The organism is Prescottella subtropica (genome assembly GCF_005434945.1).
GTDB classification, from domain to species: domain Bacteria; phylum Actinomycetota; class Actinomycetes; order Mycobacteriales; family Mycobacteriaceae; genus Prescottella; species Prescottella subtropica.
Genome location: NZ_SKCH01000035.1, coordinates 1 through 21,307 on the forward strand (window position 1 = coordinate 1; position 21,307 = coordinate 21,307).

Consider the following 21,307-nt stretch of genomic DNA (forward strand, 5'->3'; position numbering starts at 1 on the left):
CATTCGGTTATTGTCCTGGACCGGGGCGGTGGTGGAAATCGTCATGGTGGGGTTGATCCGTATCTCGCCCTGCTGGCGGGGTTGCTGTGAACCTCTGGACTCAACTCACCCTGACACGCAGGGAGGTGGTGCAGGAGCGGCTTGGGCACCGCGATATCTCCATGACGATGAACACCTACTCCCATGTGACACCGACGATGCAGCGGGGAGCGTCAGACAGGTTCGCGGGATTGCTGTCGTGAGGCCATGCAACAGCTCATGCAACACCGCTATTGCATCGGCATGTATCCAGATGCTCGATTGGCGCGCCGATGACAGGAGAATCACCAGGTTAGAGGCTGTTTTGAGCCTCCACCCGTAGCTCGATGCAGGCGGGCCATCGTCAGTTCAAATCCCCTATCCTCCGCCACAGAAAGCCCCCGGTGACTCAGTCACCGGGGGCTTTCTCCATTCCCCGCCCCCGAAAAGGGCATACCTCCCACGTCTCGCCGCAGGGTGACCGCCACCACCACTCCCCATGTATGTTGGTTAGCCATACCTCACTGGAAGTGCCGGTGGGGGCGACGAGAGGCCCGACATGGCAAGAACGTGGAAGAGGATGGTGGGTGCGGCGTTCCTCGCGTCGACGCTGGTGGGGATCACCGCCTGCTCGAGCGACTCGGACTCGGGCACCGACACCTCGAACACCGCCGCCTCCGGCGCACCGTCCGGCGCGATCACCGTCTACAACGCGCAGCACGAGTCGCTCACCCAGGAATGGGTCGACGGCTTCACCGCGGAGACGGGCGTCGAGGTCACCCTCCGCAACGGCTCGGACACCGAGCTCGCGAACCAGATCGTCGCCGAGGGGAAGTCCTCCCCCGCCGACGTCTTCCTCACCGAGAACTCGCCGGCGATGGCGCTCGTCGAGAATGCCGGACAGTTCGCCGACGTCGACGCCGCAACGCTCGAGCAGGTGCCGACGCGGTTCCGGCCGTCCACCGGCAAGTGGACCGGCATCGCCGCCCGCTCCACAGTGTTCGTCTACAACAAGGACAAGCTCACCGCCGACCAGCTGCCCACGTCGCTGCTGGACCTGCAGAACCCCGAGTGGAAGGGCCGCTGGGGTGCATCCCCGTCCGGCGCCGACTTCCAGGCCATCGTCAGCGCCCTGCTCGAACTGAAGGGCGAGGACGCCACGCAGCAGTGGCTGGCCGGGATGAAGGAGAACGCGGTCCCCTACAAGGGCAACTCCACGGTGATGAAGGCCGTCAACGCCGGCGAGATCGACGGCGGCATCATCTACCAGTACTACTGGTTCGGCGACCAGGCCAAGACCGGTGAGAACAGCAAGAACACCGAGCTGCACTACTTCGAGAACGAGGATCCGGGCGCTTTCGTCAGCATCTCCGGTGGCGGAGTCCTGCAGTCCAGCAAGAACTCGGCCGCCGCGCAGGCGTTCCTGAAGTACATCACCGGTAAGGCCGGCCAGGAGATCCTGCAGACCGGCACGTCGTTCGAGTACCCGGTCGGCAGCGGTGTCACCGCCAACCCGAAGCTGGTCCCGCTCGCGGACCTGCAGGCGCCCGTCGTGGATCCGTCGAAGCTCAACAGCAAGAAAGTCACCCAGCTGATGACGGATGCCGGTCTCATCTGACCGGCTCGGGGGACGGGCCCGACCCCGTCCCCCGCTGCTTCTCGCCCTGATCGTGACGGCTCTCGTGGCCGTCACGCTGATCCCCCTCGGCTACGTCGTCGTCACCGCGATCGATGTCGGGTGGGAGACGGCGTCCGCGCTGATCTTCCGTCCCCGCGTCGGCGAACTCCTCGTGAACACAGTCTCCCTCGTGGTCGTCACCCTCCCGATCTGCGTCACGCTCGGCGTCGGCGCGGCCTGGCTCGTGGAACGCACCACCGTGTTCGGATTCCGTTGGTGGGGACCGGTTCTCGCCGCACCACTGGCCGTCCCCGCGTTCGTCAACAGCTACGCCTGGGTGACGGTGATCCCGTCCCTGCACGGACTGTGGTCCGGTGTCCTCGTCGCCACCCTCTCCTACTTCCCGCTGGTTGCGCTGCCCGTCGCGGCGACACTGCGACGCCTCGACCCCGCGGTCGAGGAATCGGCCCGGGCCCTCGGCTCCGGGCCGTGGGCGGTGTTCTTCCGGGTCGTCCTGCCGCAACTGCGACTGCCCGTCCTCGGTGGGGCGCTGCTGATCGGCCTGCATCTGCTCGCCGAGTACGGCGCCTTCGCGATGCTGCGGTTCGACACGTTCACCACCGCGATCCTCGAACAGTTCCAGTCCACGTTCAACGGCGCCGCCGGCAGCATGCTCGCCGGCGTGCTCGTGGTGTGCTGCCTGGTGCTGCTCGTCTCCGAGTCCGCGGCCCGCGGGTCCGCCCGCTACGCCCGCATCGGCGCCGGCGCGCCCCGCAGCGCACCGCGGAGCCGACTCCGGTTCGGCGCCGTGCCCGCGGCGCTCGCGCTCGTCGCACTGACCGTGTCGGCGCTCGGGGTTCCGCTGTGGACCATCGTGCGGTGGCTACGAATCGGCGGCCCCGCCGTGTGGCAGGAAGCGCCGCTGTGGCCGGCGCTGTCCCAGACCCTCACCTTCGGGGTGGTCGGCGCCCTGGTCGCGACGGCCCTCGCGTTCCCCGTCGCATGGCTGGCGATCCGTCGGCCCGGCGTGTTCAGCAGGATCGTCGAGGGCACCAACTACGTCACCAGCTCACTGCCGGGCATCGTCACCGCACTCGCCCTGATCACCGTCACCATCCGGTACGCGAATCCGCTGTACCAGACCACGATCCTGGTGATCGTCGCGTACGTCCTGATGTTCCTGCCGCGGGCGCTGGTGTCGCTGCGCGCCGGGCTCGCCCAGGTCCCGGTGGGCCTGGAGGAGGCGTCGGCCGCACTCGGCAGGCCGCCGTGGCGGACATTCCTACGGGTGACGCTGCGGCTGACGGCGCCGTCCGCCGCCGTCGGGGCCGCCCTCGTGTTCATGGCGATCGCGACGGAACTGACCGCGACCCTGCTGCTCGCCCCCAACGGCACCCGTACCCTGTCGACCCGGTTCTGGTCGCTCACCAGCGAACTCGACTACGCGGCCGCGGCACCGTACGCGCTGCTGATGATCGTCCTCTCGTTGCCGATGACCTACCTGTTGTTCAGTCAATCCCGGAAGGCGGCCGGCGCATGAGCGAGATCGTGATCGACCAGGTGTCGAAGTCGTTCGGACCGACCGACGTACTGCGCGGCGTGAGCCTCGACGTGGCACACGGTTCCATCACCGCCGTCGTCGGCTCGTCGGGCTGCGGCAAGACCACCCTGCTGCGGATCATCGCCGGATTCGAACGCCCCGACGACGGGACGGTGTCGATCGCCGGGGCCGTCGTCGCCGACCGGGACCGGATGGTGCCCGCACACCGACGCCGCGTCGGATACGTCGCGCAGGACGGTGCACTGTTCCCCCACCTGACCGTCGCCGGGAACATCGCGTACGGGCTCCCCGGATCCCGGTTCGGCGGCCGACGGGCATCCGAACGCCGCGTCACCGAACTGCTGGACATGGTCTCGCTCGACGCGTCGTACGGGCGACGACGCCCCCACGAGCTGTCCGGCGGCCAGCAGCAGCGGGTCGCGCTGGCGCGGGCGCTGGCCCGCGACCCGGAGGTGATGCTGCTCGACGAGCCGTTCAGCGCCCTCGACGCCGGACTGCGGGTGACGACCCGCACATCGGTGGCCGCCACCCTCGGCGCGGCCGGCGTGACGACCCTGCTGGTCACCCACGACCAGGAGGAGGCGCTGACGTTCGCAAGCCAGGTCGCGGTGATGCGCACCGGACGCTTCACCCAGATCGGCACGCCCGAGCAGCTCTACCACTCGCCCGTCGACGATTTCACCGCCCGATTCCTCGGCGAGTGCGTGCTGCTGCCGACGGAGGTCGCCGACGGTGTCGCGTCGTGCGTCCTGGGACGGATCCCGGTACGCGACAGCATCATTCACGGTCCGGCACGACTGATGCTACGGCCCGAACAGATCGTGGCGACCGAAGTGGTGGACGGTTCCGGCATCGGCACGGTGACCCGCACCGAATTCCTCGGCGCACCCTCGATACTCGACATCACACTCGACTCCGGCACCGAGATCCGGGTCCGGCAGTCCAGTACCCGGACACCGGCCGTCGGCACCCGGGTGAGCGTCGAGGTACACGGTCGCGGCGTGGCGTTCCCACCCACCGGCGATACGGCGTGACGGGTCCCGCGACGCTTCAGGCGTCGCCGTCGGGTCGGCCGTGCCGCTCCCCTTCCGGCGGCGGGGTGCGATCACTGTCCGCCTCCCGGTCGCTGCTCTCGACGACCTCCGCCATCTGATACTTGTGGGCCCCCGGACCGACGTGGGACTCGGCCCGGATCCGCTCGACCATGTGCGGGTAGTGCAGCTCGAACGCCGGACGCTCCGACCGGATCCGGGGCAGTTCGGTGAAGTTGTGCCGCGGCGGCGGGCAGCTCGTCGCCCACTCCAGGGAGTTGCCGTAGCCCCACGGATCGTCGACGGTGACGACCTGGCCGTACCGGTAGCTCTTGAACACGTTCCACACGAACGGCAACAGCGACGACCCCAGGATGAACGAGCCGATCGTGGAGATCGTGTTGAGGGTGGTGAAGCCGTCGGACGACAGGTAGTCGGCATACCGGCGGGGCATGCCCTCGTTGCCGAGCCAGTGCTGGACGAGGAACGTGGTGTGGAAGCCGAGGAACGTCAGCCAGAAGTGCCACACGCCCAATCGTTCGTCCATCATCCGTCCGGTCATCTTGGGGAACCAGAAGTAGATGCCGGCGTAGGTGGCGAACACGATCGTCCCGAACAGCACGTAGTGGAAGTGCGCGACCACGAAGTACGAGTCGGTGACGTGGAAGTCGAGCACCGGGCTGGCCAGCAGCACACCGGTCAGACCGCCGAACAGGAAGGTGACGAGGAACCCCAGCGAGAACAGCATCGGGGTCTCGAACGAGAGCTGACCGCGCCACATGGTGCCGATCCAGTTGAAGAACTTCACCCCGGTCGGCACCGCGATGAGGAACGTCATGAACGAGAAGAACGGCAGCAGCACCGCGCCCGTGGCGTACATGTGGTGCGCCCACACCGCCACGGACAGTGCCGCGATGGAGATCGTCGCGTACACCAGACCCGTGTAACCGAAGATCGGCTTCCGGGAGAACACCGGGAAGATCTCCGAGACGATACCGAAGAACGGCAACGCCACGACATACACCTCGGGATGCCCGAAGAACCAGAACAGGTGCTGCCACAACAGGGTCCCGCCGGTGGCCGGGTCGAACACGTGCGCCCCGAGGACACGATCCGCGAACAGGCCCATCAACGCCGCGGTCAGCAGCGGGAACACCAGCAGCACCAGGATGCTCGTGATGAAGATGTTCCACGTGAAGATCGGCATCCGGAACATCGTCATCCCCGGAGCCCGCAGACAGATCACCGTGGTGATCATGTTGACGCCACCGAGAATCGTGCCGAGACCGCTGAGCGCGAGGCCCATGATCCACAGGTTCGCCCCCAACCCGGGCGAGTGCACGATGTCCGAGAGCGGCGTGTACGCCGTCCACCCGAAATCGGCGGCACCGCCGGGGGTGACGAAGCCGGCCACCGCGATGAGACCACCGAACAGATACGCCCAGTAACTGAACGCATTGAGCCGCGGGAACGCCACATCGGGAGCACCGATCTGCAGCGGCAGAATGTAATTCGCGAAACCGAACACGATCGGGGTCGCATACAGCAGCAACATGATCGTGCCGTGCATCGTGAACAACTGGTTGAACTGCTCGTTGGACAGGAACTGCAGCCCCGGCCGGGCCAACTCGACGCGCATCAGCAGCGCGAGCAGACCACCGAACATGAAGAAGGCCATCGACGTGACCAGATACATGATCCCCAACTGCTTGGGATCGGTCGTCGTGATCATCTTGTAGATGAACTCGCCTTTTCGGGCCCATCGCGGCGGATGGGGCCGAACGGCAACGGGTTCGGATGCGACAGTCGCCACCGGAGACCTCCTGAACTCGCGGCCCGTCACCGGGCACGCCCCCTCGAGATCGGTACCGGAGCAGTCTGCGACGAGCAACGGGCAGGACGACGACCGGCACGGACTCAGCACTGTGGACGCTACGCCTTCCCGCCGGGGTTGGCTACGGATTCCGAACCGGTCGATAGGCTGCAGTAATGCTGAACAATGCCGACAATTCGACGCATGCAGGACGTTTCGCCCCGAGCCCGTCGGGCGACCTGCACCTCGGCAACCTCCGCACCGCGCTACTCGCATGGCTGTTCGCCCGCGCGACCGGACGCCGATTCGTCGTCCGTGTCGAGGACCTGGACCGGGTGCGTCCCGGTGCGGAACAACGGCAACTCGACGACCTGACCGCCCTCGGCCTGGACTGGGACGGCGAAGTGGTCCGCCAGTCCGCACGACTCCCGATCTACGACGCCGCGATCGCCCGGTTGCAGCGGACCGGACTGACCTACGAATGCTTCTGCACGCGAAGGGAAATCCTCGAGGCTGCCGCCGCCCCGCACGCCCCCGCCGGCGCCTACCCGGGCACATGCCGCAATCTCACCGACACCGACCGGGCCGAACGTCGCGCGAGCGGACGTCCGCCCGCGATCCGGCTGCGGTCCGACGTCGACACGTTCACCGTCGACGACGAACTCCACGGCCGGTACACCGGCACCGTCGACGACCTGGTCCTGCGCCGCGGCGACGGGGTCCCCGCCTACAACCTCGCGGTCGTCGTCGACGACGCCGCACAGGGCATCGATCAGGTGGTGCGCGGCGACGACCTGCTGTCGTCGGCCCCCCGCCAGGCCTATCTGGCCGGACTGCTCGGCCTGCCCGCACCGACGTACGCGCACGTCCCGCTCGCCCTGGGCACCGACGGCAAGCGTCTGGCCAAACGCGACGGGGCCGTCACTCTCGCCGACCAGGTCGCCCTCGGCCGCACCCCCACCGATGTCCTCACCGCACTCGCGGCCTCGCTGGGACTGGCATCCCCACACGAGGCGGTCACCGTCGCACAGTTGCTCGACCGCTGGGACCCGCACGCCCTCCCGACGGGGCCGTGGATCTTCACACCGGAAATCTCGGCCCCGTAACACACACAAACCGACCATTTGCCACGTAGGCTGTGGGATCGCAAGATCGATATTCGCCGCTCCCCGACGAAACCCAGGTGCAGCCATGACCACTGGTGGACACGACCCGAACCAGAACCCCGACAGCGGCAACGAGCCGCGGCCCGGCGCCACTCCCCCGCCCGGCAGTTACCCGCCGCCGCAGGGCAACTACCCGCCGCCGCAGGGCGGGTTCCCGCCGCCGCCCGGCAACTACCCGCCGCCCCCGCCGGCCTTCGGCCCCGGTTTCGGTCAGCAGCCGGTCGGCCCCCCGCCCGGCGGCCTGTCCGTGGGCGCCGCCCTCTCGTACGGCTGGAAGAAGTTCACGGCCAACGCCGGTGTCTGGGTCGGCATCCTCGTCGTTGCCGCGGTGATCTCGATCGTCGTGTCGCTGCCGTGGACCATCGGCCGCGACTACGACGATCTCGGTGATCTGACGAGCGCGTCGTTCAGTCTCTGGCAGATCATCGGCAACATCGTCTCGATCGTCGTCGGTTACCTGATCTCGGCCGCCCTCATCCGCGGTGCGCTGCACGAGACGGACGGACGTCCGCCCGGATTCGCGTCGTTCTTCGAGTTCAAGAACGTCGGAGCGATCATCCTCGCGAGCTTCCTCGTGGGCGTGATGACCGGCATCGGGTTCGTCCTGCTCGTCATCCCGGGCATCGTCATCGCCTTCCTGACGTGGTGGACGCTCGAGTTCGTCGTCGACCAGGACCAGGACGCGATCACCGCGATCAAGTCCAGCTTCGGCGCGATCGCGTCGAACGGGGGCACCCTGCTGCTGCTCGCGCTCACACTGTTCGGCCTCAACATCGTCGGTGCACTGTTGTGCGGCATCGGCCTGCTCGTGAGCATCCCGGTCACGATCCTCGCCTCCACGTACGCGTACCGCGTCACCGTCGGCGGACCCGTCTACCAGTAGAAAACCAACCGTTTTGCGCACGTAGCGCGGCCCGGATGCCGTCCGGGACCGCGCTACGTGCGTAAAACGGGCAGCGTTCGGGGTGCGGAGCACGTCACATCGCCCCGGGTGCTTGGATGGCGCGGTGACAGAGTCAGTACAGCCGCGCCAGTCCACCCCGTCATCGTCCGACCCGGCCGCATTCGCGCTCGTCAGCCGCGGCCACTACGCCACCCTGGTGGCCCTGTTCGCGGTGACGCTGCTGATCTCCAACATCTGCGCCACCAAGGGTGTCGCCTTCTTCACCGGCCACGACGTCACCCTCGGCCCGCTGCAGGTCCTGCCGATCATCACCGACGGTGGTTTCTTCCTGTTCCCCCTCGCGTACGTCGTCGGCGACGTCCTCAGCGAGGTGTACGGCTTCAAGGCCACCCGCCGCGCCATCTACATCGGCTTCGGGGCGATGCTGCTGGCCACCGCCAGCTTCTGGCTCACCCAGCAGTTGCCGGCCGCCGACTTCTACGGCAACGAGGCCGCATTCGACGCCGTCGTCGGTGTGGTGCCGCGCATCCTGATCGCCGGGCTCGCCGGCTACCTCGTCGGCCAGCTGCTCAACTCGGCGGTCCTCGTCCTCATCAAGGAACGCACCCGCGAGAAGCACCTGTGGGCGCGGCTGATCGGCTCCACCGTCGTCGGCGAATTCGCCGACACCGTCATCTTCTGCTCCATCGCCGCCGGCGCGATCGGCATCTCCACGTGGGAGGACTTCCTCAACTACGTGATCGTCGGCATCCTGTGGAAGACGCTCGTCGAGATCGCCGTGATGCCGGTGACGTACCGGGTGATCGCGTTCGTGAAGAGCCGCGAGCCCGGCTACACGCCCGTCGCCGACGGCCGGCTGCTGTAGAACCGGCCCAGCATCTCGGCCTTGTATTCGTCGAAGTAGCCGCCGTCGATGCTGTCCCGGATCCGGTCGACGAGGCGGACCGTGAACCGCTCGTTGTGGATGGTGCAGAGCGTCGAGGCGAGCATCTCCTTCGCCTTGAACAGGTGATGAATGTAGGCGCGGGTGTAGTGGGCGCACGTGTAGCAGTCGCACTCGTCGTCGATCGGGGTGAAGTCCCGACGGAACCGTGCCGTGTTGATGTTGAAGCGGCCGTCCGGGTGGTAGATCGCGGCGTTGCGGGCGACACGGGACGGGTTGACGCAGTCGAACGTGTCGGCGCCGTTCTCGATCGCGACGAACATGTCGTCGGGTTCGCTGATGCCGAGCATGTGCCGCGGCTTGTGCTCGGGCAACTCCTCGACGACCCAGCGGACGATGGTGCCGAGGTTCTGCTTCTCGAGGGCACCGCCGATGCCGTAGCCGTCGAAACCGCGGCCACTGGCACCGGTGATCGACTCCAGACCGCGGGCCGCCTGCCGGCGCAGATCCTCGTACTGCGCGCCCTGCACCACCCCGAACAGCGCCTGGTAGGGCCGGTGCGCACGCTCCGCGGTCTGCTTCTCGTGTTCGGCGATGCACCGCACCGCCCACGCCTGCGTCCGCTCCACCGACCGTTCCTGATAGCCGCGAGTGTTCATCAGCGTCGTCAACTCGTCGAACGCGAACATGATGTCGGCACCGAGCTCGTGCTGGATCCGCATCGACACCTCAGGGGTGAACCGGTGCGACGACCCGTCCAGATGCGACTTGAACGTCACCCCGTCGTCGTCGACGCGCGCCAACCGCTCCTTGCCGGACGCGATGACGTCGTCGGACTGCACGCCGACGGACTCCATCGCGAGCACCTTCTTGAACCCGACCCCGAGGGACATCACCTGGAAACCACCGCTGTCGGTGAACGTGGGCCCGTCCCAGTTCATGAACTTGCCGAACCCGCCGGCCTCGTCGACGATGTCCGATCCCGGCTGCAGATACAGGTGGTACGCGTTCGCGAGGACCGCCTGCGCCCCCAGATCCTTCATCGACTCCGGCAGCACCGCCTTCACCGTCGCCTTGGTGCCGACCGCGATGAACGCGGGCGTCCGGATCTCGCCGTGCGGGGTGTGGATGACGCCGGTGCGCCCCAACCGGTCGGGCAGACGGGTGCCGACAGTGAAGAACGGGTCGGGCGGGGTCGGCACTACATCAGTCACCCGGCCATGGTGCCACAGCCGGCTCACCCGGCCCGGCGAGCAGTGACCAGCACGAATCACAAACCGTTCGGTGTTCGGGCGATACCGAACACCGAACACCTGTCACCGGAACGCCGCGTGCCCCGTGAGGGCCCGCCCGATCGACAGCAGATGCATTTCGCTGGTGCCCTCGTAGGTGAGAACCGATTCGAGGTTGTTGGCGTGCCGCAGCGGCGAGTATTCGAGGGTGATGCCGTTGGCGCCGAGGATGGTGCGGCATTCGCGGGCGATGGTGATGGCCTCGCGGACGTTGTTGAGTTTGCCGACGCTGATCTGGTCGGGGGTGATCTCGCCGCGGTCCTTGATCCGGCCCAGCTGCAGCGCGAGCAGCATGCCCTTGCCGAGTTCGAGGGTCATGTCGGCGAGTTTCTCCTGCGTCAACTGGTATCCGGCGAGGGGGCGGTCGAACACCTCTCGGGTTCCGGCATACACGATGGCCGTCTCGAGGCTGTCACGGGCCGCGCCGAGCGCCCCGAACACGATCCCGAACCGGGCCTCGTTCAGGCACGACAGCGGTGCCCGCAGGCCCCGCGCCTCCGGCAGCTGCGCCGACGCCGGCACCCGGACCCCGTCGAGCACCAGCTCCGAGGTGACCGACGCCCGCATCGACAGCTTGTGGGTGACGGTGTTCGCCGTGAAACCGGGGGTGCCCGTGGGCACCAGGAAACCACGCACGCCGTCGTCGGTCTGCGCCCACACCGTCGCGACGTCGGCGAGGCCGCCGTTGGTGATCCACATCTTGGTGCCGTCGAGGATCCAGTCGCCGCCGTCACGGCGGGCGCGGGTCCGCATGCCGGACGGGTTGGACCCGAAGTCCGGTTCGGTGAGGCCGAAGCAGCCGAGGACCTCCCCCGACGCGAGCCGCGGCAGCCACTGCTGCTTCTGTTCCTCCGACCCGAACCGGTGGATCGAGAACATCGACAGCGATCCCTGCACCGACACGAAACTGCGCAGACCGCTGTCGCCGGCCTCGAGTTCCAGGCACGCCAGCCCGTAGGAGACGGCGTTGGTGCCGGCGCACCCGTAGCCCTGCAGATGCATGCCGAACAGGCCGAGGTCCCCGAGTTCGCGGGCGATCTCCCGGACGTCGTCGCCGGGCAGCGTGCCCTGCTCGAACCAGTCCGGCAGCCGGGGCCGCAGCCGGTCGTCCACCAGCCGTCGGACCGTGTTCTGAATGTCGCGTTCCTCGTCGTCGAGGAGGGCGTCGATCCCGAACAGGTCCAACGGCTGCATGGTCATCGCTACTCCACCGCTCCCACGAACTGGCTGTTGTACAGGTCGTAGTACGCGCCGCGCCGCTCGAGCAGCACGTCGTGGCTACCCTGTTCGACGATACGGCCCTTGTCCATGACGACGATCAGATCGGCGTCACGAATCGTCGACAGCCGGTGCGCGATCACGAAGCTCGTGCGGTCGCTGCGCAGCGCCACCGTCGCCTGCTGCACGAGCAGTTCGGTGCGGGTGTCGACGGAGCTGGTGGCCTCGTCGAGGATCAGGATCGACGGCTGCGCGATGAACGCCCGCGCGATCGTGATCAGCTGCTTCTCGCCGGCCGAGATGTTGCTGCCCTCTTCGTCGATGACGGTGTCGTAGCCGTCGGGCAGCATGTGCACGAACCGGTCGACGTAGCTCAGCCGGGCGGCCTCGTACACCTGCTCGTCGGTGGCGTTCGGGTGGCCGTATGCGATGTTGTCGCGGATGGTGCCACCGAACAGCCACGTGTCCTGCAGGACCATGCCGATCCGCGAACGCAGGTCGTCGCGGGTCATCTGCGCGGTGTCGGTGCCGTCGAGGGTGATCCGGCCGCCGTCCACCTCGTAGAACCGCATGATCAGGTTCACCAGGGTGGTCTTGCCGGCACCCGTCGGTCCGACGACCGCGACCATCTGACCGGGCTCCGCGGTGAGCGACAGGCCCTCGATGAGCGGGGTCTCCGCGTCGTAGCCGAACCGGACGTCCTCGAACTCGACGCGACCCCGGACGACGGCCGGGGTCTGCGCCGGCTCCGGGTCGGGGCTCTGCTCGTCCTCGTCGAGGACCGCGAACACGCGTTCGGCGGACGCGATACCGGACTGCAGCAGGTTCACCATCGACCCGATCTGGGTGATCGGCTGCGTGAACTGACGCGAGTACTGGATGAACGCCTGCACGTCGCCGAGGGTCATGGTGCCCGACGCGACCCGCATGCCGCCGATAACGGCGATCGCGACGTAGTTGAGGTTGCCGAGGAACATGACCGCCGGCATCACCATGCCGGAGATGAACTGCGCCTTGAACCCGGACTGGTACAGCTGCTCGTTCTTCTCCTGGAATTCGGCCTGCACCTCACGGTGACGGCCGTACGCGGTGACGAGTTCGTGGCCGGTGAGGGACTCCTCGACCTGTCCGTTGAGCTCACCGGTGGTCTTCCACACCGCCGCGAAGTGCGGCTTGGACCGCTTGGCGATCATCGCGGCGACGACCGCCGACAGCGGCACCGTGAGCACCGCGATCAGCGCCAGCAGCGGCGAGATCGTGATCATCATCGCGAGGATGCCGATCACGGTGAGGATCGACGTCAGCAGCTGACTGAGGGTCTGCTGCAGGCTCTGCGACACGTTGTCGATGTCGTTGGTGACACGGCTGAGCAGGTCACCGCGCGAGTTGGTGTCGAAGTAGCGCAGCGGGAGTCGGTGGAGCTTCTGCTCGACGTCGTTGCGCAGCCGGCGCACGACCCCCTGCACGATGATGTTGAGCAGGTACGCGGACGCCCACGCCACCACCGACGACACCACGTACAGCGCCAGTACCAGGGCCAGCACCCGGCCGACGGCCGTGAAGTCGATACCGACACCGGGCACCACGTTCATGCCGGAGACCATGTCGGCGAACTGGTTCTGCCCGCCCGCACGCAGCGCCTCGACGGCCTGCTCCTTGGTGAGCCCCTCCGGCAACTGCCGGCCGACGACACCGTCGAAGATGATGTTGGTGGCGTGCCCGAGCAGGCGCGGGCCGATCACCGTCATCACGACGGACGTGATCGCGAGCACCAGGACCACGACCACCGCGGCCCGGTGCGAACTCAAGCGTCCGAGCAACCGCTTCATCGATACGCCGAAGTTCTCGGCCTTCGCGGTGGGCGCGGGTCCGCCCGGGATCGGCGGGGAGGACCGGGTCGTGCTGCTCACAGTGCCTCCTGGGCGGACCGCTGGGATTCGACGATCTCGACGTACGTCGAGCACGTCTCGAGAAGTTCCGCGTGGGTGCCGATGCCGACGGTGACACCCTCCTCGAGGACGACGATCTGGTCGGCGTCGACGATCGTCGACACGCGCTGCGCGACGATGATCACGCACGCGTCCCCGGTTTCGGGGCGCAACGCGGCCCGCAGTCGGGCATCGGTCGTCAGGTCGAGCGCCGAGAACGAGTCGTCGAACAGGTAGATCGACGGACGGCGCACGAGGGCCCGCGCGATCGCCAGACGCTGCCGCTGACCGCCGGAGACGGTGGTACCGCCCTGCGAGACCGCGGCCTCGAGGCCGTCGGGCATGGCGCGGACGAAGTCGGCGGCCTGCGCGATCTCGAGGGCCCGCCACAGTTCGTCGTCGGTGGCGTCCGGCTTGCCGTAGCGCAGATTGCTCGCAACGGTCCCGGAGAACAGGAACGGCTTCTGCGGCACCAGGCCGATACGGGAGCGCAGCGTCTCCGGGTCGAGTTCGCGGACGTCGGTGAACGACACCTGCACCGAGCCGTCGGTGACATCGATCAACCGCGGGATCAGACTGAGCAGGGTGGTCTTGCCGGAACCGGTGGCACCGATGATCGCGGTGGTCTTGCCGGGTTCGGCGGTGAAACTGATGCCGCGCAGCACCGGTTCGTCGGCGCCCGGGTACTGGAATTCGACGTCTCGCAGTTCGACACGGGCGGGCTGACGCATCACCGACACCGGGGCACCCGGCGGCAGCACGGACGGCTCGGTCTCGAGCACCTCGGTGATGCGTTCGGCGCACACCGCGGCACGCGGCGCGAGGATCGCGAGCATCGACGCCATCAGCACCGACATGAGGATCTGCATGATGTAGCTGAGCATCGCGGTCAGCGAACCGATGCCCATCGCACCCTCGTCGATGAGGTGGCCGCCGAACCACAACACCGCGACGCTGGTGAGGTTCGCGATCATCATGACGACCGGGATCATCATCGCCATCATGCGGCCGACCCGCAGTGCGGTGTCGGTGAGGGCGCCGTTGGCGTCGTCGAACCGCTCGGCCTCGGATCGTTCCCGCACGAACGCGCGGACCACGCGGATACCGGTGATCTGCTCGCGCAGCACCCGGTTGACGGCGTCGATGCGGGTCTGCATGGTCCGGAACTCGGGCACCAGCTTGGTGATCAGCACGATCATCGTCAGCGCCAGCAGCGGGACACTGACCGCGAGCACCCACGACAGTCCGGCGTCCTGCCGGATGGCCATGATGATGCCGCCGACGCACATGATCGGTGCCATCACGAGGATGGTGGCGCTGAGCACCACCATCATCTGCACCTGCTGCACATCGTTGGTGCTGCGGGTGATGAGCGACGGCGCCCCGAACCGGCCGAACTCGCGGGACGAGAACGCCCGCGCCCGGCCGACGACGGCGGCACGCACGTCACGGCCGAAGCCCATCGCGGCGCGCGCACCGAAGTACACGGAACCGATCGAGCAGATGATCTGCACGACGGTCACCGCGAGCATCTTCGCGCCCGCCGTCAGGATGTAGCCGGTGTCACCGACCGCCACTCCGTGGTCGATCAGATCGGCGTTGACGCTGGGCAGATACAGCGCGGCGCCGGTGGCGACGAGTTGGAGGAAGACGACGCCGACGAGGTCGCGCTTGTATGGCCCCAGATAGGTGCCGAGAAGTCTGATCAGCATGGTTTGCGAAGGTTACCAATCCGAAGGGCGAAAAGAGAGAGGTCGAGCCCATGTCGTCGGGCTCGACCTCTCCATTGTCACGTGATGTTCACGCAGGTGTCCGGATCACGCTCGGGACAGATCGGCGTCCCGGGTGGTGGGCGCCTGCTCCTGCAGGGTGCGGGCCAGTTTCTCGCCCTCGATGTCGACGTTCGGCAGGATCCGGTCGAGCCACTTCGGCAGCCACCACGCCTTGTCGCCGAGCAGCGCCATCACCGACGGGATGATCACCATGCGGACGGCGAACGCGTCGAAGAAGACGGCGGCCGCGAGCGCGAAGCCCATCGACTTGATGAACGAGTTCGGTTCGGCGATGAACGCCGCGAACACCGAGATCATGATGATCGCGGCTGCGGTGACGACGCGGGCGCCGTGCTGGAAGCCGATCGAGACGGCGTCCTTCGCGGACGCGCCGTGCACGAACTCTTCCCGCATACGGGTCACCAGGAACACCTGGTAGTCCATCGCGAGACCGAACACGACGCCGATGAGGAAGATCGGCATGAAGCTGACGATCGGCTGCGCGTTGGAGATCAGCCCACCCCAGCCTTCCTGGAAGATCGCGACGGTCACGCCGAACGTGGCGGCGACACTGAGCAGGAAGCCGAGGGTCGCGGTCAGCGGCACCAGCAGCGACCGGAACACCAGCATCAGCAGGATGAACGCGAGTCCGACGACCACCGCCAGGTACGGGATCAACGCGTCCTGCAGTCGCTCGGAGACATCACCTTCGAGCGCCGTCTGACCGGTGACACCGAAGCTGACTCCGACCTGTTCGTGCAGACCGGGCTCGGCGCCGCGGATGTCGGCGACGAGGTCCATCGTCGACGGGTCGCTCGGCCCGCTGCGCGGGGTGACCAGGATCTGTGCGGTGTCCCCGGCCTCGTTGATACCGATCACCTGCGCGTTGAGGACGTCGGGCTGCGCGGAGATCGTCGAGACGACGGCCCCGAAGGCTTCCCCGGCCGGCACGGTCGCGTCCTGCGCGTCGGCGACGACGAGCAGCGGCCCGTTGCGGCCCGGGCCGAAGCCCTCGTTCACCAGGTCGTAGGCCTGGCGGGCGCTGGTCGCCGGATCACCGCTGCCCTCGTTGGGCAGCGCCAACTGCAGCTTGACGGCCGGGATCGCGAGTACGCCGAGCAGCAGCACCCCGGCGATCAGACCGATCGCGGGACGCCGGACCACCCCGGACGCGTAGCGACCGGAGAACGTTCGGGTGCCGTCATCGCCCTCGGCGTCCCGCGAGTTCAGGCCGGGGACACGCCCGGCGAACGCCTTCGCCCCGAACAGGCCCAGGACGGCGGGCAGCAGGGTGAGCGCGATGAGGACGGCGATGAACACCGTCGACGCGGCGGCCGCACCCATGTCGGACAGGAACGGGATGCCGACGACCCGCAACGCGACGAGCGCGATGATGACGGTCAGGCCGGCGAACACGACGGCCGATCCGGCGGTGCCGACGGCACGGCCCGCGGCGTCGGAGCGGTCGTCGGTGCGGGACAGTTCGTGTTTGAAGCGGGAGACGATGAACAGCGAGTAGTCGATCGCGACCGCGAGACCGATCATGACGGCGAGGGTCGGGGTCATCGAGCTGAGGTTCATGAAACCGGAGGCGGCGGTGATACCGAGGCTGCCGATCAGGACACCGATGATCGCGGTGATCAGCGGCAGGCCGGCGGCCACGAGCGACCCGAACGTGATGACGAGGACGACGGCGGCGACGGCGATACCGATGAGTTCGGTGATCCCGCCCGGCATCTCGGCTTCGGAGGCGGCGGCGCCGCTGAGCTGGACGTTCAGTCCGGCGTCGCGGCCGACGTCGGCTGCGTCCTGGATCCGGTCGCGCAGCGCCTGGTCGACGTCGCTGTGGTCGCCGTCGAACGGCACTTCGACGTAGCCGACGGTGCGGTCGGCACTCAGCGGCGACAGTGCCTTCGCGTTCGCGACGGCGACGTCCTCCGGGATGCCCTGTTCGGCGGCGGACGCGACAGCTATCTGCTGCAGGCCGGCGTCGGCGACGACGGGGTCGGTGAGCGCACCCGGCGTACCCGGTTCCCCCTTGGCGGACGCGCTGACCCTGTCGATGCCGCGGATCTTGTCGAGGACGGCATCCATCGCGGCCTGGTTGTCGGGCGTGTCGAGGGTCTGCCCGTCTGGGGCGGCGAACACGAACCGCGCCGACAGCGAATCCATCGCACTCGTCCGGTCGCCGAACCGTTCGGACATGAGGTCCTGCGCCTGCTGCGCGGGGGTGCCCGGGATGGAGAAGGAGTCCTTCGTCGGGCCGGACAGGGTGGCGGCGCCGACGCCCATCAGCACGAGGATGGCCAGCCAGATGGACAGGACCGTGCCTTTTCGCCGGTAGGCGAATCGACCGATCCGGTAGAGGTAGGTGGCCATGGGCCGCTCCTTCGTGGTGGTGGGGGACTTACCGGGGGTGGGCGAGGCCGGAACGCAGATGGTCGAAGGCCTCGCGGACGACCTGTTCGGCACTGGTGGCGGACGATCGGCCGCTGAGCCACAGATCGAGTGACGCCCTGCAGGCGGCGCCGACGACGGTGTGCAGCAGGTTGGGGTAGATGTCGCGGCCGGCGTCGGTGCCGGTGCGCTGGGCGATGACCTCGCCGAGCATCGGGTTGAGCCGCGAGTGCATCTCCATCTTGCGGGCGAGGAGTGTGGGGCTCGAGTCGACGAGGTCGGCGAGGGCCTTCATCTCGGCGAGGTCGGCGCCGGGCCCGGTGACCGCCCGTAGCACGATGTGTTCGAGGGAGTCGAGGATCGGTTCGTCGGCGGGACGCTCACGCAGCCAGTCCGCCCACTCGAGTACCTCCGCCTCGAGGTGGTGCAGGACGGCTTCTTCCTTGCAGGAGAAGTAGTTGTGGAAGGTTCGGGTGGACACGCCCGCCGCGGCGGCGATCGTGTCGGCGGTGACGGCGTCGATGCCCCGTTCCTTGGCGAGACGCGCGGCGGCCTCGCTGAGCGCGATGCGCGTCGCGGCCTTCTTCCGGTCCCGCAGACCGAGTGTTTCACTCACTTCATCGAAAGTACCGAGATTGCAGAACCCTGCAATGTTGCAGAGTCGTGCAATATTGTGGGATTCGACACATCGGTCAATTCCGACATGCGCCGGACCGCGGTCAGCGGCGGTGCCAGGCCTCCGGATCGGCGTTCAACTCGTCGACGAATCCCGGCAGCGCCCCGGCCGCGACGTCGGCGATCGTCACACTCTCGAGGACGGCACGCAGGTTGACGCGGACCGCGATCCACACCCGCTGCAGCGACTCGGCCGGGCCGTCGTAGGACACGTCCTCGGGCCGCTCCCCGCGCACCGACGCCAGCGGTCCCTCGACGACACGGATGACGTCGGCGATCGTGATGGCGGCGGCGGGACGCGCCAACCGGTAGCCGCCGTCCGGGCCGCGCCGACTGGTGACGAGGTCGGCGCGACGCAGGTCGGCGAGCACCGACTCGAGGAACTTGTACGGAATCGACTGCGCCGCAGCCACGGCGTCCGCCTTGACGAGCCCGGACGGCGACGCCGCCAGCTCGGTCAGGGCACGCACCGCGCAGTCCACTCGCGCCGTGATGTGCATGCCACTCCTCCACCGTTGCCGCGCGCCGTCCGATTCGCCGCCGACGTTACCCAGTAGGGACGGCGGCGCGTCTCCCCCGCCCCACGACTACCGCGGCGGTGGCCGCGACGACGAGGCACGTGACCGCGCCGAGCAGCAGGCCGGCCCGGCCGCCCCACTGCTGACTGACCCAGCCGGCGATCGGTCCGCCGACCGCGGTGGAACCGATGAACGCCGTCGACCACAACGCCATGACGCGGCCACGCATCTGCGGGTCGGCCTCGAGTTGGAGGGTGCTGTTGGTGGTGGAGTTGAAGGCAATGCTGGCGGCGCCGACGACGGCCAACGCGATCAGTTCGAGGGTGAGGGTGGGTGCGAGGGCGGCCGCGAGGATCGCGAACCCGAACGCGGCGGCGGCCACGATCAGGACACGGGTGCCGGTGCGACCCCAGGTGGCGACGAGCAGGCCACCGCACACCGAACCGATGCCCATGGCGGCGGTCATGAAGCCGTACGCCTCGGCACCGGCGCCGAACGTGTGTTCGGCGACGATCGGCAGCACCACCTGGAACTCGAATGCCAGGCAGCCGATGAACGCCATCATCAGCAGCGGCACCGCGAGGTTGCGGTTGCCGCGCACGTATCGCAGGCCCTCGCGTAGTTGCCCGCGGGCCCGTTCGGCGGGCGGGGACCGGTGCAGGGCAGCGACGTCCAGCCGCAACAGCGATGTCACCACGGCGACGAAGCTGGCCGCGTTGAGCAGGAAGCACACGCCGATACCACCGGCCGCGATCGTCACACCGGCCACCGCCGGCCCGATGATGCGTGACGCGCTCACCAGCGTCGACTGCAGGCTGACCGCGTTGCGCAGGTCGTCGGGGCCCACCATCTCGAGCAGGAACGAGTGCCGGGCCGGGTTCTCGAAGCACTGGTTGAAGCCGAGGAGCAGCGCCAGCAGGTAGACGTGCCACAGCGCGACCGCCCCGGTGATCGTCAGGGTGCCGAGGATCAACGCCTGCACCCCCATGATCGACTGCAACCCGATCATCAAGCGGCGCTTGTCGACTCGGTCGGCGATCACCCCGCCGTACGGGCCGAGCAGCAGCACCGGCAGGGTCTGCAGCGCGACGACGACACCGATCGCGGTGCCCGACCCGGTGAGTTCGAGAACCAGCCACGACTGCGCGATGGTCTGCATCCAGGTGCCGACGAGCGAGACCGCCTGGCCGCCGATGAAGCGCCGGAAGTTGATGTTGCCCAACGCCGCGAACGTCTGACGCCCGAGCGTGGCCGCGGCGGTCACGATTGGGCCGCGGAACGGCACATCTCGCCGGCGAGGGCCTCGAGGGCCGGTAGGGCACCCAGGAGGTCCCGGGTCTTCGCCTCGGGCAGTCGGGCGAGGTGGTCGGCGAACAGGCGGGTGCGCTTGTCGCGCAGTTCGGTGTGCAGTGCGATGCCTGCGTCGGTCGCGGACACCATGACGGACCGTCGGTCGTCCGGGTGTGCGGAGCGCTGCAGCAGCCCACCGGCCTCCATCTTGGAGACCATCCGGGACAGCATCGTCGGGTTGAGGGATTCGATCTCGGCCATCTCGCCGGCCCCGATCGGTCCGCGGCGCACCGCGGTCGTGAGGATCGAGAACTGCGTCTTGGTCAGTTCACCGCCCGACGTCTGGCGGTCGACCTGCCGGGCGATGCGCCCGAGCACGACCCGCAACCGGGTCACGGCGTCGTCGTCGAAGAGGTCCGTCACCACTCACCTCCATATACTTGCTTATCGGCAAGCATACGCCTGGGTGGGCCGGTCAGGACGCGCCGAGCCGGCTGCTCCAGTCCTCGACGGCCCCCTTCGCGACCCGCGACGCGAACGTCTCCCGCCAGTTCGGGGACAGGGTGTCGACGCGGCTGACCGCCGCCCACTCGTCGGCCGCGGCGGCACGCCGGTCGAACAGCAACCGCAGGATCCGCGCGATCGACCAGTCGGGTTCGGGACGGTCGATCAGCTCGAGTCGGTCGCCGCACTGCACGTGCCCGGGCTGCAGCACCCGGTAGTACCAGCCGGTGTTGCGGACCGACTGCATCCGCCGTGACACGCCGCGGGTCTCGAAGCGGCGGTCCAGTTTCCAGCACGGCTGCCGCCCCTGCGACACCTGCACGATCGCGGTGCCGACGGTGAACGTGTCACCGACGCACACGTCGGCCTCCGTGACACCGGTCGTGGAGACGTTCTCCCCGAACGCGCCCGGCCCGAGGACCGCACCGGGCAACTCGCCGCGCCAGAACGGCAGGTGGTCGGCCGGATAGTGGTGGACAGCCTTCTCCGGACCGCCGTGATGGCGCAGGTCGGCCTGCTCGTCGCCGGTGAACCCGGTCTCCGACAGCCACAGCACCCCGTCGACCGGCGTCTTGTAGATGCCGCTGGTCGCGTCCTCGCCGGGCAGCGCGCGGACGCGGCCGGTGAGTAGCTGCTCGACTAAGACCGACACCACTCGGCGTTCCTTCCCTCACGGCACGCACGCCGGCCGGCGGTACCCCGGCGAGGACAGCGAACGA

17 protein-coding genes are annotated in these 21,307 nt (G+C 68.1%); 6 read left to right on the top strand and 11 right to left on the bottom strand.

Annotated elements, in window-relative coordinates:
• The first annotated feature begins 598 nt into the window (after nucleotides 1-598).
• Genes E0497_RS19195 through E0497_RS19205 form a run of 3 tightly spaced genes read left to right on the top strand, consistent with a single transcriptional unit; the run spans nucleotide 599 to nucleotide 4,231 of the window.
• On the top strand, nucleotides 599-1,636 hold the full coding sequence (locus tag E0497_RS19195) for an iron ABC transporter substrate-binding protein (protein ID WP_421958364.1): 1,038 nt from the start codon (nucleotides 599-601) through the stop codon (nucleotides 1,634-1,636).
• Complete coding sequence (locus E0497_RS19200) at nucleotides 1,620-3,176, top strand: ABC transporter permease (protein WP_137726402.1); 1,557 nt, start codon at nucleotides 1,620-1,622, stop codon at nucleotides 3,174-3,176. The genes E0497_RS19195 and E0497_RS19200 overlap by 17 nt, the downstream gene beginning before the upstream one ends.
• Complete coding sequence (locus E0497_RS19205) at nucleotides 3,173-4,231, top strand: ABC transporter ATP-binding protein (protein WP_137726403.1); 1,059 nt, start codon at nucleotides 3,173-3,175, stop codon at nucleotides 4,229-4,231. Before E0497_RS19200 ends, E0497_RS19205 begins: the two co-directional genes overlap by 4 nt.
• A 16-nt stretch (nucleotides 4,232-4,247) precedes the next feature.
• On the opposite strand, the gene ctaD is transcribed toward E0497_RS19205, so the two are convergent.
• Nucleotides 4,248-6,041 (bottom strand): aa3-type cytochrome oxidase subunit I, encoded by a 1,794-nt coding sequence (ctaD, locus tag E0497_RS19210; protein ID WP_194150335.1) that lies wholly within the window; start codon nucleotides 6,039-6,041, stop codon nucleotides 4,248-4,250.
• Nucleotides 6,042-6,217: 176 nt separating this feature from the next.
• Here ctaD and gluQRS point away from each other — a divergent pair, with 176 nt between their 5' ends.
• The 3 genes from gluQRS to E0497_RS19225 all read left to right on the top strand — a co-directional run bounded on the left by gluQRS (nucleotide 6,218) and on the right by E0497_RS19225 (nucleotide 8,976).
• Nucleotides 6,218-7,147, top strand: a complete 930-nt coding sequence (gene gluQRS, locus E0497_RS19215; RefSeq protein ID WP_137726405.1) for a tRNA glutamyl-Q(34) synthetase GluQRS — start codon at nucleotides 6,218-6,220, stop codon at nucleotides 7,145-7,147.
• An 85-nt stretch (nucleotides 7,148-7,232) separates the two neighbouring features.
• Nucleotides 7,233-8,090 (top strand): DUF2189 domain-containing protein, encoded by an 858-nt coding sequence (locus E0497_RS19220; RefSeq protein WP_137726406.1) that lies wholly within the window; start codon nucleotides 7,233-7,235, stop codon nucleotides 8,088-8,090.
• A 124-nt stretch (nucleotides 8,091-8,214) separates the two neighbouring features.
• A complete protein-coding gene (locus tag E0497_RS19225; protein WP_137726407.1) occupies nucleotides 8,215-8,976 on the top strand; it encodes a queuosine precursor transporter in 762 nt (253 codons plus the stop codon).
• Here the strand turns inward: E0497_RS19225 and tgt are convergent.
• The 10 genes from tgt to E0497_RS19275 form a co-directional block, all read right to left on the bottom strand.
• Nucleotides 8,943-10,208, bottom strand: coding sequence for a tRNA guanosine(34) transglycosylase Tgt (gene tgt, locus E0497_RS19230; RefSeq protein WP_137726408.1), 1,266 nt, complete (start codon nucleotides 10,206-10,208; stop codon nucleotides 8,943-8,945). The genes E0497_RS19225 and tgt overlap by 34 nt on opposite strands.
• 102 nt (nucleotides 10,209-10,310) lie before the next feature.
• The gene (locus E0497_RS19235; RefSeq protein WP_137726409.1) at nucleotides 10,311-11,486 is read right to left on the bottom strand and encodes an acyl-CoA dehydrogenase family protein; all 1,176 of its coding nucleotides are present in this window, start codon (nucleotides 11,484-11,486) and stop codon (nucleotides 10,311-10,313) included.
• A gap of 2 nt (nucleotides 11,487-11,488) precedes the next feature.
• A complete protein-coding gene (locus tag E0497_RS19240; protein WP_137726410.1) occupies nucleotides 11,489-13,414 on the bottom strand; it encodes an ABC transporter ATP-binding protein in 1,926 nt (641 codons plus the stop codon).
• Complete coding sequence (locus tag E0497_RS19245) at nucleotides 13,411-15,144, bottom strand: ABC transporter ATP-binding protein (protein ID WP_137726411.1); 1,734 nt, start codon at nucleotides 15,142-15,144, stop codon at nucleotides 13,411-13,413. Before E0497_RS19245 ends, E0497_RS19240 begins: the two co-directional genes overlap by 4 nt.
• 105 nt (nucleotides 15,145-15,249) lie before the next feature.
• Complete coding sequence (locus E0497_RS19250; protein ID WP_137726412.1) at nucleotides 15,250-17,583, bottom strand: MMPL family transporter; 2,334 nt, start codon at nucleotides 17,581-17,583, stop codon at nucleotides 15,250-15,252.
• A 28-nt stretch (nucleotides 17,584-17,611) separates the two neighbouring features.
• Complete coding sequence (locus E0497_RS19255) at nucleotides 17,612-18,217, bottom strand: TetR/AcrR family transcriptional regulator (protein ID WP_137726413.1); 606 nt, start codon at nucleotides 18,215-18,217, stop codon at nucleotides 17,612-17,614.
• 103 nt (nucleotides 18,218-18,320) lie between these two features.
• A complete protein-coding gene (locus tag E0497_RS19260) occupies nucleotides 18,321-18,776 on the bottom strand; it encodes an RrF2 family transcriptional regulator (protein ID WP_137726414.1) in 456 nt (151 codons plus the stop codon).
• Nucleotides 18,777-18,822: 46 nt separating this feature from the next.
• On the bottom strand, nucleotides 18,823-20,058 hold the full coding sequence (locus tag E0497_RS19265) for an MFS transporter (RefSeq protein WP_137726415.1): 1,236 nt from the start codon (nucleotides 20,056-20,058) through the stop codon (nucleotides 18,823-18,825).
• Nucleotides 20,055-20,507, bottom strand: a complete 453-nt coding sequence (locus tag E0497_RS19270) for a MarR family winged helix-turn-helix transcriptional regulator (RefSeq protein ID WP_137726416.1) — start codon at nucleotides 20,505-20,507, stop codon at nucleotides 20,055-20,057. Before E0497_RS19270 ends, E0497_RS19265 begins: the two co-directional genes overlap by 4 nt.
• Nucleotides 20,508-20,559: 52 nt before the next feature.
• Nucleotides 20,560-21,243: an MOSC domain-containing protein gene (locus E0497_RS19275; protein ID WP_137726417.1), complete on the bottom strand. Its 684-nt coding sequence runs from the start codon at nucleotides 21,241-21,243 to the stop codon at nucleotides 20,560-20,562.
• Nucleotides 21,244-21,307 lie beyond the last annotated feature (64 nt).